Consider the following 17,071-nt stretch of genomic DNA (forward strand, 5'->3'; position numbering starts at 1 on the left):
GCAATGCAGCATCCTGGGGTCCAGTCCGAGATCGACGGCTCCTATTCCCTCGTCATTCCGCGCAACTCGTACACCAACTCCAACGCCTCCCGCGGGGTCAGCGCGTCGGGCGAGACGGCTTTCAACCGTTCCTCCACCGCGCTGTCCTTCGTCACCGGGGCAGCCACGGACATCGCCGCGTTGAACAGCGGCAGGTCGTCGATCACCGCCTTCGGGCGCGCCCCGCCTTCGCGCTCGCCTGCCTCCAGGGCTTCCAGAACGGCCCTCGCGCGTTCGACGGCCACGGGCGGCAAGCCCGCCAGCTTCGCCACCTGCACGCCATAGGACCGGTCGGCCGCGCCGGGGCGGACCTCGTGCAGGAACACGACGTCGCCCTTCCACTCCCGCACCGCGACGGTGCAGTTCTCCACCCCGTCCAGGCGGGCGGCAAGCGCCGTCATCTCGTGGTAATGCGTGGCGAAGAGCGTGCGGCAGCGATTCACGTCGTGCAGATGCTCCATCACGGCCCAGGCGATGGATAGGCCGTCATACGTCGCCGTGCCGCGGCCGATCTCGTCCAAGATCACCAGAGCGCGGTCGCCCGCCTGATTCAGGATGGCGGCCGTCTCCACCATCTCCACCATGAACGTGGATCGCCCCCGTGCGAGGTCGTCGCTCGCGCCCACGCGACTGAAAACTTGGGCCACGCGTCCGATATGCGCGGATCGGGCGGGAACATAGGAGCCCGACTGCGCCAGGATCGCCAGCAGGGCGTTCTGACGCAACCATGTCGACTTGCCTGCCATGTTGGGTCCGGTCAGCAGTCGGATGGCGGCGCCGTCCTCCGCCGTCAGATCGGCGTCGTTCGCGACGAAGGGCTGGCCCCCGCGGCGCAGCGCGGCCTCCACCACCGGATGCCGCCCCGCCTGGATCGTGAAGGCGCGGCTGTCATCCACGCGGGGGCGGCACCAGTCGTGGGCACGGGCCAGATCCGCCAGGGCGCAGGCCACGTCCAGATCCGCCAGGGCTGCCGCAGCCGCAGCAACCGCGTCGGCAGCGGCCAGGACGGTCTCGCGCAGGCGGGCGAAGATGCGCGCCTCCTGCTCCTGCGCCAGGCTGGCGGCGTTCAGGATGCGCGTCTCCAACTCCGACAGCTCCAGGGTGGTCCAGCGCAACTGGCTGGCCGTGGTCTGGCGGTGGATGAAGGTGTCGGGCAGGGCACGCATCGTGGCGTCGTGGATGGCTGTCGTCTCAACGAAGTAGCCCAGGACGTTGTTGTGCTTGACCTTCAGCGACGCGATCCCCGTCAGATCCGCGTACTTAGCCTGCAGGCCCGCGATCACGCTCCGCCCCTCGTCCCGCAGGCGGCGCGTGTCGTCCAGTTCGGCGTCGAACCCCGTCGCCACCACACCCCCGTCACGCAGCAGCAGGGGCGGTTCCGCCACCAGCGCGGCGTCCAGGAGGTCGGACAGGGCCGCGTCCCCCGCCAGGCCCGCCAGGTCCAGCGGCGGTGGGTCGTCCGCCAAGGCATCCGCCAACGCGGATGCGGCACGCAGGCCCGCGCGGATCGCCGCCAGGCCGCGCGGGCCGCCCCGATCCAGGGCCAGCCGCGACAGCGCGCGGTCCATATCCGCCGCGCGACGCAGCCCGTCGCGGATCCCGTCCGCGCGAGCGGGCGCGTCCACGGCCCAGGTAACCGCGTCCAGACGGGCCGTGATCACGTCCAGGCGGGCGGATGGCGCGGACAGTCGGCGTTCCAACAACCGCGCGCCGCCGGCGGTGACGGTACGATCGACGGATGCCAGGAGCGATCCGGTCCGGGTCCCGTCGGCACCGCGGACCAGTTCCAAGTTCCGCCGCGTGGCCGTGTCGATTTGTACGGCGTCGTCTGCGGCCTCCCGCACTGGGGGGCGCAGCAGGGGCAGGGCGCCGCGCTGGGTCAGTTCGACATAGGCCACCAGCGCGCCCATCGCGGACAGGTCCGCTCGACCGAAGGCGCCGAAGGCGTCCAGCGATGCCACCCCGAACACGTCGCGCAACCGTCGCGCCGCGCCGTCGCTGTCGAAGGCGGCGGGGGCCATGTCGGCGATCGTCACGCCCGCTTCGCTTGCAACCGGTTGCAAGGCGTCCCCGTCGGGCAGCACCAGTTCCCGCACGCCCAGCCGGGCCAAGTCGGCACCCAACCGCTCGGGCGGGCAGGGCGACACACGCAGATCCCCGGTGGAGATGTCGGTCCACGCCAGCGCGCCCTCGTCCCGTATGCGGGCGAAGGCGGCCAGATGGTTGCTGGTCCGCGCGTCCAGGAGCGTGTCCTCGGTCAACGTGCCCGGCGTGACCAGACGCACGATGCCACGCTTCACGACCGCCTTCGAACCGCGCTTCTTCGCGGCTTCGGGCGGTTCCAGCTGCTCGCAGACGGCGACGCGGAAGCCCTTGCGGATCAAGATCATCAGATAGGATTCCGCCGAATGGACGGGCACGCCGCACATGGGGATCGGCTGGCCCAGATGCTCGCCCCGCTTGGTCAGCGCAATGTCCAGGGCCGCCGCCGCCGACACAGCGTCGTCGAAGAACAGCTCGTAGAAGTCGCCCATGCGGTAGAACAGCAGGGCGTCCGCAGCCTCTTCCTTGATCTCCAGGAACTGCGCCATCATGGGCGTCACGGACATGGGCCTACCCTTTCCCCCGACGGGGCAGGGCTAGCGGCAGGGGGGCAGGGATGGAAGTCGTCGTCGCGGGCGCGGGCATCGTGGGTGTCGCCACCGCCATATGGTGTCAGCGGGCAGGGCACCGCGTCACCCTCGTGGACCGTGCCGGCCCGGCTGCGGGTACCAGCCACGGGAACGCGGGCGTCCTGGCGGCGGGCGGGCTGATCCCCGTCTCGACCCCCGGCTTGGCGCGGCGCGCGCCTGTGATGCTGGCTGACCCGGACGCGCCGCTGTTCCTGCGCTGGGGCTACCTGCCGCGCCTGCTGCCGTTCCTGCGGCGGTACCTGGGATACGGAACGGCCGCGCATCTGGCGCACTATGCCGAGGCGATGCATCGCCTGCTGGGGGATGCGCACGCGCAGCACATGGACCTCGCGCAGGGGACGGGAGCCGAACGGTTCGTATCCGCCGCCGACTATGCGTTCGGCTACGCGGACCACGCCGCACGGCGGGCGGAGGATGCGGCCTGGGCCACGCGGGATCGCTATGGCGTGCGGTTCGAGGACAGGGCCGGCGACGCCTACGACGACCCGGTGTGGCGAGGGAGGTTCGGGCACGTCGTGGTGTGCCGGGACCACGGAAGCGTCACGGATCCGGGGGCCTATGTCGCCGCGCTGTTCGACCATTTCCGGGCGGAGGGCGGCGCGTTCCGCCGGGCCGACATCCGCAACGTCGCGATGCACGACGGGGCCTGCACGGCGCTGGATACATCGGACGGGTTGGTGTCGGGGGACGCGGTCGTCCTGTGCCTGGGTCCGTGGTCCGCGCCGATGGCGCGCAAGCTGGGCGCGGCACGGCTGAGCTTCGAGTCCGAGCGCGGATACCATCTGGACCTCGTCGGCGCGTCCCTGCGCCCCCGCGACAGCATGATGGTGGCCGCCGGCAAGTTCGCCGTCACCCCGATGGAGGGTCGGGTCCGTGCCGCGGGCATCGTCGAGTTCGGAGGGCTGGTCGCGCCGGCGAGCCCCAAGCCGTTCGCCTTGCTGCACCGGCAACTGTGCGCGCTGCTGCCGGACCTGACCTGGTCGGAAGCGCGCGAATGGATGGGCCACAGGCCCGCCCCCGCAGACAGCCTGCCCCTGATCGGCCCGGCCGCCCCCGGAAGCTGGCTGGCCTTCGGGCACCAGCACGTCGGCTTGACAGCGGGGCCGAAAACGGGACGCATCGTGGCGGAAATGATCGGGGGTGAACGCGCAGCACGAGATTGGGCGGCCTTCGACCCCATGCGCCATTCGCGGCGCCCACCAGGGAGAAGACCATGAAGACGATCACCATCCTCGCGACCACGACGATGCTGGCCGCCCCCGCCCTCGCGGACGGCCACGCGCAGGCCTGGGACATGCCCATGGCGTATGCGGCGAGCAACTTCCATTCGGAGATGGGGGAGGTCTTCGCCGACCGCGTGCGCGAGTACACCGACGGGGCCATCGACATCACCGTGCATGCGGGCGGCTCGCTGTTCGGCGGCGGCGACATCAAGCGCGCCGTGCAGACGGGCCAGGTGCCGATCGGCGAACGCCTGATGTCGGCGCACAGCAACGAATCCGCGCTCTTCGGCTGGGACAACGTGCCCTTCGCCGCGACCACGTTCGAAGACAACGAGGCGATGTGGCAGGCCGCCAAGCCGGTCGTATCCGAGGAGTTGGAGGCGCAGAACCTCCATGTCCTCTATACCTGCCCCTGGCCGGGCCAGGGCTTCTATTTCAACAAGGCGGTCGAAAGCAGCGACGACACGCAGGGCGTCAAGTTCCGCTCCTACAACACGGCGACCGCGACCTTTGCGGAGGAGTTGGGCATGGTCCCCGTCCAGGTCGAGGCGGCGGAACTGTCGCAGGCGCTGGCGACCGGCGTGGCCGAGGCCTTCATCTCGTCGGGGGCCACGGGCTACGATCGCAAGGTGTGGGAACATCTGACCCACTACTACAAGGTCGAGGCTTGGATGCCGCGCAACTACGTGCTGGTGAACAAGGGCGTCTGGGACGGCCTGGACGCCGCCGTGCAGGATGGCCTGACCCGGGCCGCCGAGGAGACGGCCGCCGACTGCATGGCCCGGTCGGAGGAACTGACGAACTTCTATTACGACGAGTTGGAAGCGAACGGCATGACCGTGACCGATGCGTCCGGCACGTTCGCCGAAGAGCTGCAGGCGATCGGCGTCAAGATGACCGAGCAGTGGCTGGCCGACACCGGCGAGCAGGGTCAGGCGATCATGGACGCGTATCGCAACTGATCCATGCGGGGGACGTCTCGGCCCCGCGGGGCCGGGGCATCCTTCCGTTCTGGATTGATCGTCTGTTATGACCGACTGGTCCCCCTTCCTCGGCCTGCCGCTCTGGGTCTGGCTGTTCGCCCTTCCGGGTGCCTTCGCCCTGTCGGCCGTCTTCGCTGGTGATGCCCTGCGTCCCGTCCTGGCGCCGGTCTGGCGCGCGCTCGACGCGCTGTACCTAGCGGCGGGTGTCGTCGCAGCCGGCTTCCTGATCGCCATCCTTCTGCTGATCGTGGCGCAGATGGTGTCGCGGTGGACGGGTACGGCCTTTCCCGGTTCCACCAACTTCGCGGGCTACGCCATGGCCGGTGCGTCCTTCTTCGCGCTGGCCCACGCGCTGACCCGGGGGGCGCATATCCGCGTCGGCGTGTTCCTGGGCCTGAACGGCTGGACACGGCGTTGGCTGGATGTGGGTGCCTTGGCGGTCGGGGCAGTGACGGCCACGTACTTCGCGCGGTTCGCGGTGAAGGCGAACGGCTTCTCCGCGATGCTGAACGACCGGACGCAGGGCCAGGATCGCATCCCCGGCTGGCTGGTGGAAGCGCTGGGCGGGCGGGGCGGGGACGACTGGGTCTATACGCCGCTGTGGATCCCGCAGCTGGTCATGTCCGCGGGGACCGTCCTGCTGGCGATCTGCCTGTGGGACATGCTGATCCGCACGCTGGTCCTGCGCCGGCCGCAGATCGTGTCGGAGGCGGTGGAATGACCGAGGTCTGGGCCACGGTCATCTTCCTGTTCACCCTGTTCCTGCTGCTGGGCGGGTCCGTCTGGGTCGGCCTGGCGCTGATGGGAGTGGCCTGGGTCGGGATGGAGCTGTTCACTACGCGGCCCGCGGGCGACGCGATGATCACGGTGATTTGGGCCTCGTCCTCGTCCTGGACGCTGACGGCCCTGCCCATGTTCATCTGGATGGGCGAGATCCTGTTCCGCACGCGCCTGAGCCAGGACATGTTCCGCGGTCTGGCGCCGTGGCTGCGCGGCCTGCCCGGCGGCCTCCTGCATACCAACATCGCGGGCTGCACGCTGTTCGCCGCCGTGTCGGGCTCGTCGGCGGCCACGCTGACCACCGTGGGCAAGATGTCCATTCCGGAACTGCGCGCACGGGGCTATCCGGAACACATGATCATCGGCACGCTCGCAGGCGCCGCCACGCTGGGGCTTATGATCCCGCCGAGCCTTGCGCTGATCGTCTACGGCGTGTCGATCAACGAGAGCATCACGCAGCTCTTCATCGCGGGCGTCATCCCCGGCCTGGTCCTGGCGGGGCTGTTCGCGTCCTACATCGTGGCGATGCACTTCCTGCGTCCCGGCGACCGCGCCGCGCCGGAACCCCGCATGCCGTTCCGGGACAGGCTGTCGGAAAGCCGGTTCCTCCTGCCCGTCCTGTCGTTGGTGGTCGTCGTCATCGGATCGATGTTCGGGGGCTATGCCACCGCGACGGAGGCGGCGGCCGTGGGCGTCATCGGCGCGCTGATCCTGGCCGCGGCGCAGGGGTCGCTGAGCTGGGGGACGTTCGCGGCGGCGCTTATGGGGGCCACGCGAACCTCGGCCATGATCGCGCTGATCCTGATGGGCGCGGCGTTCCTGAGCCTCGCGATGGGGTTCACTGGCCTGCCGCGCGCGCTGGCCAACTGGATCGAGACGCTCGACCTGTCGCCCGTCACGTTGATCTTCGCGCTGACGGTGTTCTACATCATATTGGGCATGTTCCTGGACGGGATCTCGTCCATCGTGCTGACCATCGCCATCGTGGAGCCGATGGTCCGGGCGGCGGGAATCGACCTGATCTGGTTCGGCATCTTCGTCGTCGTGGTGGTCGAGATGGCGCAGGTCACCCCGCCCATCGGCTTCAACCTGTTCGTGCTGCAGGGCATGACCACGCACGACATCGGCTACATCGCGAAGGTCGCCCTGCCGATGGTGGGGCTGATGCTGGTGATGGTCGTCCTTCTGGTCTTCTTCCCGGAGCTGGCGACATGGCTGCCCGACGTGCTGCGCCCCACGACCGCCCCCGGCTGACAATCCTGCAACTGGACACGCACTTCGCCCGCATCCCCGGCGACGTGGCGTGCCCGGACAGCTACGCTGCGGCGATCGAAATCCTGCGCGTACCGGCCACCGTCCGCGACGTCGTCCACGACGCGCCGGAGGACATCGACATCGCCCCGTTCGAGGACGCCCTGCAACGGGCCCGGGGCGACGTGATCACGACGTCCTGCGGCTTTCTGGCGCCGTGGCAGGACCACCTGTGCTCGCTCGTGGACCGCCCCGTCCTGGCGTCGGTCCTGAACGGGCCGCCGGTCGCGGACGCCCTCGTGATGACCTACGACGCCGCGGCGTTGGGTCCCGCGCATCTGTACGGGTGGGGCGATGCCGCGATCGTCGGCCTGTCCCGCGGCCTCCACCTGCGCGACGTCATCGGACGGAACGCCCCCCTGTCGTTCGCCCGCGCGGAGGCGGAGGTGGTCTCCCTGGGGCACGTCGCCCTCCGCGACCGATCCGCGATCGTCCTGGAATGCACCAACTTGCCGCCCTATGCCCCCGCCCTGCGCATGGGCCTGGAACGACCGGTCCACCATATCCTGACCGCCCTGGAAGCGCTGTCCCCCGGCTTGGTGCGTCCGGCCTATCTGACCGCCTCTTGAGTCTTCGGCGGGAAACCGCGACCGTGCGTTCCAGGAGAGATCCAACAGGAGAGACAACAATGAAAAAGACCATCCTCGCCACGGCCCTCATGGCGGCCACGGCCCTGACCGCGACCAGCGTTTCCGCCGAAACCCTGCGCTGGGCCCGCGCGGGCGACAGCCTGACGCTGGACCCCCACGCCCAGAACGAGGGGCCGACCCATACGCTGGCACACCAGATCTACGAACCCCTCATCATCCGGGACACCGAGGGGAACATGCAGCCCGCGCTGGCGACCGACTGGGCCGTGTCGGAGGAGGACCCCAACATCTGGGTCTTCAACCTGCGCCAGGGCGTGACCTTCCACGACGGGTCCGACTTCACCGCCGAGGACGTGGTGTTCTCCTTCGAGCGGGCGAAGTCCGAGACGTCCGCGATGAAGGAGCTGCTGACCTCCATCACGGAGGTCCGCGCGGTGGATGACCACACGGTCGAGTTCGTCACCGACGGACCGAACCCGATCCTGCCCAACAACTTCACCAACCTGTTCATCATGGACAAGGACTGGACGGAGGCGAACGACACCGTCACCGTGCAGGACATCGCCAACGGCGAGACGAACTTCGCGGCGACCAACGTCAACGGCACCGGGCCGTACCGCTTGGTCAGCCGGGAGCCCGACGTGCGCACCGTGTTGGAAGCGAACGAGGATTACTGGGGCGTGGGAGAGTTCCCCCTGGAGGTGACGCGCATCGAGTACACGCCGATCCAGAACGCCGCCACGCGGGTCGCCGCGCTGTTGTCGGGCGAGGTCGACTTCATCCAGGACGTGCCGGTGCAGGATCTGGGCCGCGTCGCCGACACGGACGGGCTGGAGGTCAAGACCGCGCCGCAGAACCGTACGATCTTCCTGGGCATGAACGTCGGCGCCGACGACCTGGAGCGCGACGACGTCGATGGCGCCAACCCCCTGGCCGACGTCAACGTGCGCCGGGCGATGAACATGGCCATCAACCGCGACGCCATCCAGCAGGTCGTGATGCGCGGCCAGTCGCAGCCCACCAACGTCATCATGCCGCCCTTCGTGAACGGCTGGACCGAGGAGCTGGACGCCCTGCCCGCCGACGGCATGGCCCAGGCGCAGGAACTGATGGCCCAGTCCGACTTCGCCGACGGGTTCTCCATCCAGCTGGACTGCCCCAACGACCGCTACGTCAACGACGAGGCGATCTGTCAGGCCGTCGTCGGCATGCTGGGTCAGATCGGCATCGACGTGAACCTGAACGCGCAGGGCAAGGCGCTGCACTTCCCCTTGATCCAGAACGGAACGACCGACTTCTACATGCTGGGCTGGGGCGTCCCGACCTACGACTCGGAGTACATCTTCAACTTCTTGACCCACACGAAGGGCGGCGACCGAGGGTCCTGGAACCCGACCGGCTTCTCGGACCCGGAGATGGACGCGAAGATCGTCAGCCTGGCCTCCGAAACGGACCTGGACGCGCGCAATCAGACCATCGCCGAGATCTGGGAGGAGGTGCAGGACGAGCAGATCTACCTGCCGCTGCACCACCAGGTCCTGAACTGGGGCATGGCCGACAAGGTGGGCATCGAGGTGTCGCCCGAGGACGACCCCAAGATGAAGTTCTTCGAGATGAACTGATCGGGTCCAATGCCCGACACGACGCGGGGGCGGCCTTCGGGCCGCCCTCCTTCGTGACGGTCCCTCGCGTTGCGCGGGGACCTCCCTCGGCCCGGAGGGCGACGATGTGGCCCTGCGGACTAGCCCCATGCAGGGGTGGAAAGTTACTTAAACCCGAAACCACCCACCCTCGAACGTCACGCCGGTCACGTTCGCCAGCTTGGCGGTGCGCGCCAGCGCCCCCTCCAGGCGCGCCTGCCGCCCCGCGCCCCAACGCACCCCCCGCTCCGGCCAGAGCGCGCGGACGTGCAGGCGTCCGTCGACCCGCTTCGCGTCGATCCGTCCCACCAGCCGGTCCCCTTCCAGGATGGGAAACACGTAGTAGCCGTACCGGCGCTTGGCCTCCGGCACGAAGATCTCGATCCGATAGCGAAAGCCGAACAGGCGTTCCGCACGGTCGCGTTCCCGCAGGACGGGGTCGAAGGGGCTGAGGATCCGCAACCGTGGGGTGACGGTGGGGACGGGTGAGTCCGGAAGTTCCGGCGGGGCGACGTGGCGACGCAGGCGGCCGTCATGTCCCGCCACGTCCACGTCGATCACCGTCCCGTCCGCCCGAGCGCCCGTGACCCAGTCCTTCGCCTCCGCGGGCGTGACCAGATCCCAGAACGCCGCAAGCTCTCCGGATGTCGCGAAGCCCAGCCGATCCAACGCCGACCGGCAGGCCCTGTCCACCGTCTCCGCCTCCGGGACGCGCGCGTTCAGCCGTTCGGGCGGGATCACGTTCTCGGTCAGATCATAGACCTTCACGAACCCATCGCGTCGCGTCACCGATAGCTCGCCCGTATGCCACAGGTATTCCAGTGCCGTCTTCGACGGATGCCAGTCCCACCAGCCGCCCTTCGAGCGAGCCTCCCCCTCGCCCAGTTCGGCCGACGAACGGGGACCATCGTCCGCGATGAGGCGCAGGATATCCTCGCACAGGGCGGGAAAGCCGTCTCGGTCGACTGCTGTCCACCGTCGTGCCAACCGATCGCGGGACCGTGCGAAGCGCAGGCGCCAATGCGGGAACACGTCCATGTCGATCGCGCTGGCATCGTGAGTCCAATGCTCGAACACCGCCCGGTCGCGATCGTGCAACCGATGCAGGGCCGATTGCACATAGGCCGGGCGCCGCGCGTGCAGGATCATGTGCTGGGCCCGCGCAACGGTGTCGATGCTGTCCAACTGCACGAAACCCAGCCGCGCGATCGTACGGGCCAGGTCCGCCCCCTTGCCCGGCCCCGCGGGCGGTTCGGCCAGGCCGTGGTGGTCCAGGAAGATCGCGCGCGCGGCACGGTTGTCGATCACGGGCACCATGGGACCGGCCTAGCCTGCCGCCGCGACCATCGCGAGGCGTGATTTGACACCGCGGCCCTGCACGTCATCCTGCCCCCGACACAACGGGAGACATCCATGCGTTCCATCCTGCCCCTGCTGGCCCTGTCGGTGGCCCTGCCCGCCGGGGCCGCCGAACTTCGCTATGCGTCCACCACCGATCCGAACACGCTGGATCCACATGCGGGCAACTCCGCGCCGAACTTCAGCCTTCTGGGCAACGTGTACGAAGGGCTGGTCCGCCGGGGCCGCGACATGTCCATCGAACCCGCATTGGCGACGTCGTGGGAGCCGATCGGCAACGGCGAGGGCTGGCGCTTTACCCTGCGCGAGGGGGTGACCTTCCACGACGGCGAGGCGTTCGACGCCGACGACGTGATCTTCAGCTACGAGCGCGCGTCGAGCCCGGAATCGGACGTGGCCAGCTGGTTCGCACCCGTCAGCGAGGTCGTGAAGGTCGACGACTACACCGTCGACATCCTGACGAGCGCGCCGAACCCGATCTTTCCCGATAGCATCGCCAACTGGATGATCCTGGACAGCGGCTGGGCCGAGGCGAACGACGTGGCGCGCCCGAACATCGAACAGGGCAACTTCGCGACGACGAATGCCAATGGGACCGGCCCCTATCGCGTGACCGAGCGCCAGCCCGGCCTGCGCACCGTGCTGGAGGCGCATGATGGCTGGTGGGACGACGACATTGGCAACGTGGACCGCGCTGTGTTCCAGCCGGTGCAGAACGCGGCCACGTCGGTCGCCGCGCTCCTGTCGGGCGAGCTGGACCTGATCGAACCCGTGCCCGTGCAGGACGCTGCGCGCGTCGAGCAGGCGGACGGCGTGGACGTCGTCCGAGGGATCGAGGCCCGGGTCATCATGCTGGGCTTCCCGCACGACGCGGACGGCCTGTATGGTGGAGACGTCGAGGGGAACCCGTTCCAGGACGCCCGCGTCCGTCGTGCCGTGGCACAGGCGGTCAACGTGCCCGCGATCCTGCAGACGGTGATGCGCGGATCCGCCGAGCCCGTTGCGCAACTGGTCGGACCCGGGATGCGTGGCTTCACCGAAGGGCTGGACCCCTACGCCTACGATCCCGACGCTGCGCGCGTCCTGCTGGCGGAGGCCGGGTATCCGGACGGGTTCCAGTTCAGCCTGCGATGTCCCAACGACCGATACCTGAACGACGAGGCCGTGTGCACCGCGATCAACGCGATGCTGGCCCAGGTCGGCCTGCAGCCGCGACTGGAGACGATGCCCGTCGCCAACTATTGGCCCACGCTGCGGGCGGAGGAGCACGACGTCTATCTGTTGGGCTGGTCGCCCGGCACGTTCGACGCCGAACACCCGATCCGTTTCCTGGTCGCCACCCCCGACGAGGAGGCAAAGCTGGGGTCCTGGAACTTCGGCGGCTATTCCAACGATCGCGTGGACGAGCTGCTTCCGCGAATTCAGTCCGAGATCGACGACGGCGCGCGGCAGGCCATGCTGGACGAGGTGGCGAACATCGTGAAGGACGAGGCGGTCTACGTGCCCCTCTACGTCCAACCGCTCATCTGGGGCGTGAAGGACGGGGTGGATCTTGTGCAACGCCCCGACAACTTCGTCGTCCTGCGTTGGATGGAGGTTGCGGGCTAGAACGAACCGCACGGAGGGGCGGTGCGTTGGGCGGCATGCCGAACGCACGCCCTCACATTCCTCGCATCCTCCTGGCTTTCGACTTCGACCGGACGCTGGCCTCCGACTCCATCAATGCGATATGCGCCGCCTATGGTGTGGATCGGTCGGATTGGGAACGGGACTACGAGGAACCACTCGGCTCGCACTGGGACGAAATCGTCCGAAGGGGACAGGCCCTGATCAACATGGGTCACGCGCGGGACAATCCGCTGTCCAACGCGATGTTCGACGAGGCGGCTGATCACATCGAACTGTTTCCCGGCGTGATGGATATGCCGGATCGCCTGCGATCCGCCGTCGACGCCATCGCGGATGGGATCGACCTGGACTTCGTAGTCCTGTCCTCCGGTTATGACGAACTGATCTCCCGCACACCGGTCGCGCAGGCGTTCGACCGTATCCTAGCCTCCGGGTTCGAAGGCGGCGACGACGGTGTGATGAGTTGCGTCAAGCGCGTCGTCGGCCATCCCGCCAAGGCCCTCTACCTGGAGGCGCTGGGCAAAGGGGCCGACGTGGACGGTCAGAACGGCCCCGAACGCGCGGCTGACTACGTCGGGCCCGATGACATGTACGTCCCGTTCGATCAGATGATCTATCTCGGCGACGGGCTGTCCGACTTGCAGGCATTCGAGTTCCTGCATCGCGTGGGTGGTCTGACCATAGCCGTTGCCGCAGGGGGATCCTTCGATCCGGGCGACATCACGGCCCCGCAGCGCGTCGATGCCGCCCCGCCGCCCGATTAACGGGACGGTCGCCCGTTGATGCACGCGCTGGAGCATGCGGTCGCCGCCTGCGCCCACCGGATCGCCCTACGGCGCATCGGCGCCGCTTGACCGCACCTCCCCGTGCGGACAGAGGTAGGCGATGGTCGCCTACATCGTCCGCCGCATGCTGCAATCGATCCTCGTCCTGCTGGTCGTGGGGCTCGTCGCGTTCTCGATGTTCCGCTTCGTCGGCGATCCGATCGAGCAGTTGCTTGGGCAGGAACGCACGCAGGCCGACGTGGACCGGCTGCGTGAAGCCCTGGGCCTGAACGATCCGTTCCCGGTCCAGTACTTCGACTTCCTCGTCCGCGCGGTCCAGGGCGACTTCGGCATCAGCTATCGTCAGTCGCGCCCCGTGGCGGACATCATCGCCGAACGCTTGCCCGCCACGCTGGAACTGGCATTGATATCAGGGCTTTTGGCCGTGACGCTGGGTATCGCGCTGGGCGTCTTCACCGCGATCCGCAGGCGGGGCGTGGCGGCCAACGTCATTATGTCTACCTCGCTGATCGGGGTCAGCCTGCCGACTTTCCTGATCGGCATCCTCTTGATCTACGTCTTCGGAGTGCAACTGCGCTGGCTGCCCACCTTCGGGCGGGGAGACGTCGTGGATCTGGGCTGGTGGAGCACCGGCCTGCTGACGGAATCGGGTTTGAAATCGCTGATCCTGCCCGCGATCACGCTTGGCCTGTACCAGATGACCCTGATCATGCGCCTGGTTCGGGCCGAGATGCTGGAGGTCTTGCGCCAGGACTACATCCGCTTCGCGCGCGCGCGGGGCCTGCGGTCGCGGGCGATAAACTTTCGTCACGCGCTGAAGAACACGATGGTCCCCGTCATCACGGTGACGGGCCTGCAACTGGGCAGCATCATCGCCTTCGCCATCATCACGGAAACGGTGTTCCAATGGCCCGGCGTGGGCTTGCTGTTCATCAACGCGGTGCAGTTCGTCGACATACCCGTGATGGCCGCCTACCTGATGCTGATCTCCGTGATGTTCGTGCTGATCAACCTGATCGTCGACCTCCTCTATGTCTGGGTCGATCCCCGCCTCCGCATCGATGGGAAGACAGCATGAGCGATCTACCGGACGCCACGCGCCAGGGCGCCAAGCCCCTGGGTCGGTTGGAAGCCGCGGAGGTCACGCGCCCGTCGCGCTGGCATGCGGCCTGGGACAGCGACCTGTCCTACAACTTCCGCCGCTCGCCCGTCGCGATGGTGGCTGCCGCGGTGACCCTGCTCCTGGTCCTGTCCGCCGTCTTCGCACCCCTTATCGCGCCCACGAATCCGTTCGATCCGGCATCGCTGAACTTGATGAACGGCTTCTCGCAGCCGGGGGTGGCGAACCAGTTCACCGGCGACACGTTCCTGATGGGTACCGACGACCAGGGGCGCGACGTCTTCTCCACCATCCTCTACGGCATGCGGATCTCGCTCTTCGTCGGCGTCATGGCCGTGCTGCTCGCGATGGTGCTGGGCATCTCGCTCGGATTGATCGCGGGCTATGTCGGGGGTCTGACTGACGCGGTCATCATGCGCGTGGCCGACGTGCAGCTGACCTTTCCGTCGATCCTGGTGGCGCTTCTGATCTTCGGCATCGCGCGGGGCGTTATTCCCATCGAGTACCGCGACCAGATGGCGATCTGGGTCCTGATCTTGGCCATCGGCCTGTCGGACTGGGTGCAGTTCGCCCGCGTCGTGCGCGGCGCCACCCTGGTGGAACGGGGTAAGGAGTACGTGCAGGCCGCCCGCCTGATCGGGCGGGGATCGGGGGCCATCATGGTCCGCCACATCCTGCCCAACGTCCTGTCGCCGGTTCTGGTCATCGCGACCATCAGCCTGGCGCTCGCCATCATTGCGGAGGCCACGCTGTCCTTCCTGGGCGTCGGCGCCCCGCCCACGCAGCCCAGCCTGGGAACGCTGATCCGCATCGGCCAGGATTTCCTGTTCTCGGGCGAGTGGTGGATCCTGTTTTTCCCCGCCTGCACGCTGTTGGCGCTGGCGCTGTCGGTGAACCTGCTGGGGGATTGGCTGCGCGACGCGCTGAACCCCAAGCTGAACGACTGACGGGGGCCGGACCATGGTGGACGTGAACCACAGGCTGACCATCGATGACCTGACCGTCGAGTTTCCGACGCGGCGCAAGCTGTTCACGGCCGTGGACGACGCGACCCTGACGGTGGAGCCGGGCGAGATCCACGGGCTGGTGGGTGAATCCGGGGCGGGAAAGTCGACCATCGGCGCGGCCATCATGGGGCTCCTGGACCGGCCCGGTCGCATTGCGCACGGCACCATCCGCCTGGGCGACCGCGAGATCTCCGGCTTGGACCAGGCCGCGATGCAGGACCTGCGCGGCCGCGAGATCTCCATGATCTTCCAGGATCCCCTGACGTCGCTGAACCCGCTCTTCACCGTGGGCGAGCAGTTGGTCGAGACGATCACGGCCCATCTGAATCTGAACGCGCAACAGGCCCGACGGCGGGCCGTCGACCTGTTGGACCGGGTCGGCATCCCGGAGCCGGGCCGGCGTGTGGACCAGTACCCGCACCAGTTCTCCGGCGGGATGCGGCAGCGGGTGGTCATCGCGCTCGCCCTGTGCTCGGAGCCCGAGGTCATCATCGCCGACGAGCCGACCACCGCGCTCGACGTGTCGATCCAGGCGCAGATCCTGGACCTTATCCGTGAGCTTGCGCGCGAACGGCAGGTGGGCGTCATCCTGATCACGCACGACATGGGCGTCATCGCCGAAACCACGGACCGCGTCACGGTCATGTATGCGGGCGCCATCGTGGAATCGGGCCCCACCGTGCAGATCCTGGGCCAGCCCCAGCACCCCTACACCAAGTCGCTGATCGCCGCCGTGCCGCGCCCCGGCCTCAAGCTGCATCGCTTTCCCCAGATCAGCTATGGCGGGCGCGAAACGACGTTCAAGATCGAGGATCTGGCCCGCAACTGGCCCGTCCAGCCGGCCACCGACGGGCCGCTGTTGCAGGTGCAGGGTATCACCAAGCGGTTCCTGGACAAGAACAGTCTGATTCCGTCCCGGCGCCGGTACTTCACCGCCGTGGACGACGTGAGCTTCGACATCCGGCCGGGCGAGGTGTTCGGGCTGGTGGGCGAGTCCGGATCCGGCAAGTCGACCATCGCGCGGATGATCGCTGGTCTCTATGGAATGGACGCGGGCCGGGTCCTGTTCGACGGCACGCCGATCGAGGACGACGTGGACGGGTATCGCCGTCAGGTGCAGATGATCTTCCAGGATCCCTACTCCTCCCTGAACCCTCGTCACCGCGTCGACGCCATAGTAGCCGAGCCTGCGTTGCACCTGGGCGTCATCCCCAGGGCGCAGGTGAAGGACCGCGTGGCGGAACTGTTGGACCGCGTCGGCCTGGGGGCGGAGGCCGGGTTGAAGTATCCGCACGAGTTCTCCGGCGGGCAGCGGCAGCGCATCTCGATCGCGCGGGCCCTGGCAACGCAACCGCGGTTCCTGATCTGTGACGAGCCGACCAGCGCGTTGGACGTGTCCATCCAGGCCCAGATCCTGAACATCCTGAAGGACCTGCAGGAACACCTGGGCCTGACGATGCTGTTCATCAGCCATGACCTGCCGGTCGTACGCCAGATGTGCGACCGCGTCGGCGTGCTGAAGGACGGCGCCCTCGTTGAGGTGGCCGAGACGGCGCAGCTGTTCGGGGCCCCGCAGCACGACTATACCAAGGAATTGATCCGCCTGATGCCGAAGACGGACCTGCTGTCCGACGAGGGATTGGGGAGCGCTGCAGAGTGAACGAAGGCGGCGGCGCGGCCATCCGCCTGCTGGTCGTGTCGACGGCGCGGAACACCGATGCGATCCTGAGCCGCCTGGCCCGCCGCCCCGACGTCGGGGTCGCGCTGCACTTCGGCGGAGGGGACGCGCATTACAAGGGCAGGGCGTTGACACGTATGGAGACGGGTGCGGGGCGGCGCGGTGATCTGATGCCCACCGCCCGACAGCCCATACGCCGCGACCCCCGGCAGCATCGTGGCACCCCGCGCCTTC

General features: G+C 68.1%; 14 protein-coding genes. 12 read left to right on the forward strand and 2 right to left on the reverse strand.

The window, feature by feature from the left end:
* Positions 1–41: 41 nt before the first annotated feature.
* Entirely contained in the window at positions 42–2,648 is a 2,607-nt protein-coding gene (gene mutS / locus P0084_RS07965; protein ID WP_308916287.1) for a DNA mismatch repair protein MutS, read from the reverse strand.
* A gap of 50 nt (positions 2,649–2,698) precedes the next feature.
* Between mutS and P0084_RS07970 the strand changes: the two genes are divergently transcribed.
* The 6 genes from P0084_RS07970 to P0084_RS07995 all read left to right on the forward strand — a co-directional run bounded on the left by P0084_RS07970 (position 2,699) and on the right by P0084_RS07995 (position 9,241).
* Positions 2,699–3,949 (forward strand): NAD(P)/FAD-dependent oxidoreductase, encoded by a 1,251-nt coding sequence (locus tag P0084_RS07970; protein ID WP_308916288.1) that lies wholly within the window; start codon positions 2,699–2,701, stop codon positions 3,947–3,949.
* Positions 3,946–4,917 (forward strand): TRAP transporter substrate-binding protein, encoded by a 972-nt coding sequence (locus P0084_RS07975; protein WP_374213623.1) that lies wholly within the window; start codon positions 3,946–3,948, stop codon positions 4,915–4,917. The genes P0084_RS07970 and P0084_RS07975 overlap by 4 nt, the downstream gene beginning before the upstream one ends.
* Before the next feature lie 67 nt (positions 4,918–4,984).
* Complete coding sequence (locus tag P0084_RS07980) at positions 4,985–5,659, forward strand: TRAP transporter small permease (protein ID WP_308916289.1); 675 nt, start codon at positions 4,985–4,987, stop codon at positions 5,657–5,659.
* Positions 5,656–6,972, forward strand: a complete 1,317-nt coding sequence (locus P0084_RS07985) for a TRAP transporter large permease (protein WP_308916290.1) — start codon at positions 5,656–5,658, stop codon at positions 6,970–6,972. The genes P0084_RS07980 and P0084_RS07985 overlap by 4 nt, the downstream gene beginning before the upstream one ends.
* A complete protein-coding gene (locus tag P0084_RS07990) occupies positions 6,930–7,598 on the forward strand; it encodes an aspartate/glutamate racemase family protein (RefSeq protein WP_308916291.1) in 669 nt (222 codons plus the stop codon). The genes P0084_RS07985 and P0084_RS07990 overlap by 43 nt, the downstream gene beginning before the upstream one ends.
* Before the next feature lie 59 nt (positions 7,599–7,657).
* Entirely contained in the window at positions 7,658–9,241 is a 1,584-nt protein-coding gene (locus P0084_RS07995; RefSeq protein ID WP_308916292.1) for an ABC transporter substrate-binding protein, read from the forward strand.
* A 147-nt stretch (positions 9,242–9,388) separates the two neighbouring features.
* Here the strand turns inward: P0084_RS07995 and P0084_RS08000 are convergent, their stop codons facing one another.
* Positions 9,389–10,576: a winged helix-turn-helix domain-containing protein gene (locus P0084_RS08000; RefSeq protein ID WP_308916293.1), complete on the reverse strand. Its 1,188-nt coding sequence runs from the start codon at positions 10,574–10,576 to the stop codon at positions 9,389–9,391.
* Positions 10,577–10,672: 96 nt separating this feature from the next.
* Between P0084_RS08000 and P0084_RS08005 the strand changes: the two genes are divergently transcribed.
* The 6 genes from P0084_RS08005 to P0084_RS08030 all read left to right on the forward strand — a co-directional run.
* On the forward strand, positions 10,673–12,226 hold the full coding sequence (locus tag P0084_RS08005) for an ABC transporter substrate-binding protein (protein ID WP_308916294.1): 1,554 nt from the start codon (positions 10,673–10,675) through the stop codon (positions 12,224–12,226).
* A gap of 35 nt (positions 12,227–12,261) precedes the next feature.
* Positions 12,262–13,011, forward strand: a complete 750-nt coding sequence (locus P0084_RS08010; RefSeq protein ID WP_308916295.1) for an HAD family hydrolase — start codon at positions 12,262–12,264, stop codon at positions 13,009–13,011.
* A gap of 121 nt (positions 13,012–13,132) precedes the next feature.
* Positions 13,133–14,110 (forward strand): ABC transporter permease, encoded by a 978-nt coding sequence (locus P0084_RS08015; protein ID WP_308916296.1) that lies wholly within the window; start codon positions 13,133–13,135, stop codon positions 14,108–14,110.
* On the forward strand, positions 14,107–15,099 hold the full coding sequence (locus P0084_RS08020) for an ABC transporter permease (protein WP_308916297.1): 993 nt from the start codon (positions 14,107–14,109) through the stop codon (positions 15,097–15,099). The genes P0084_RS08015 and P0084_RS08020 overlap by 4 nt, the downstream gene beginning before the upstream one ends.
* Before the next feature lie 13 nt (positions 15,100–15,112).
* On the forward strand, positions 15,113–16,819 hold the full coding sequence (locus tag P0084_RS08025; RefSeq protein WP_308916298.1) for an ABC transporter ATP-binding protein: 1,707 nt from the start codon (positions 15,113–15,115) through the stop codon (positions 16,817–16,819).
* A partial coding sequence (locus P0084_RS08030) for a hypothetical protein (RefSeq protein ID WP_308916299.1) occupies positions 16,816–17,071 on the forward strand: 256 nt, incomplete at its 3' end. The genes P0084_RS08025 and P0084_RS08030, both read left to right, overlap by 4 nt.

The organism is Jannaschia maritima (genome assembly GCF_030973515.1).
GTDB lineage: Bacteria > Pseudomonadota > Alphaproteobacteria > Rhodobacterales > Rhodobacteraceae > Jannaschia > Jannaschia maritima.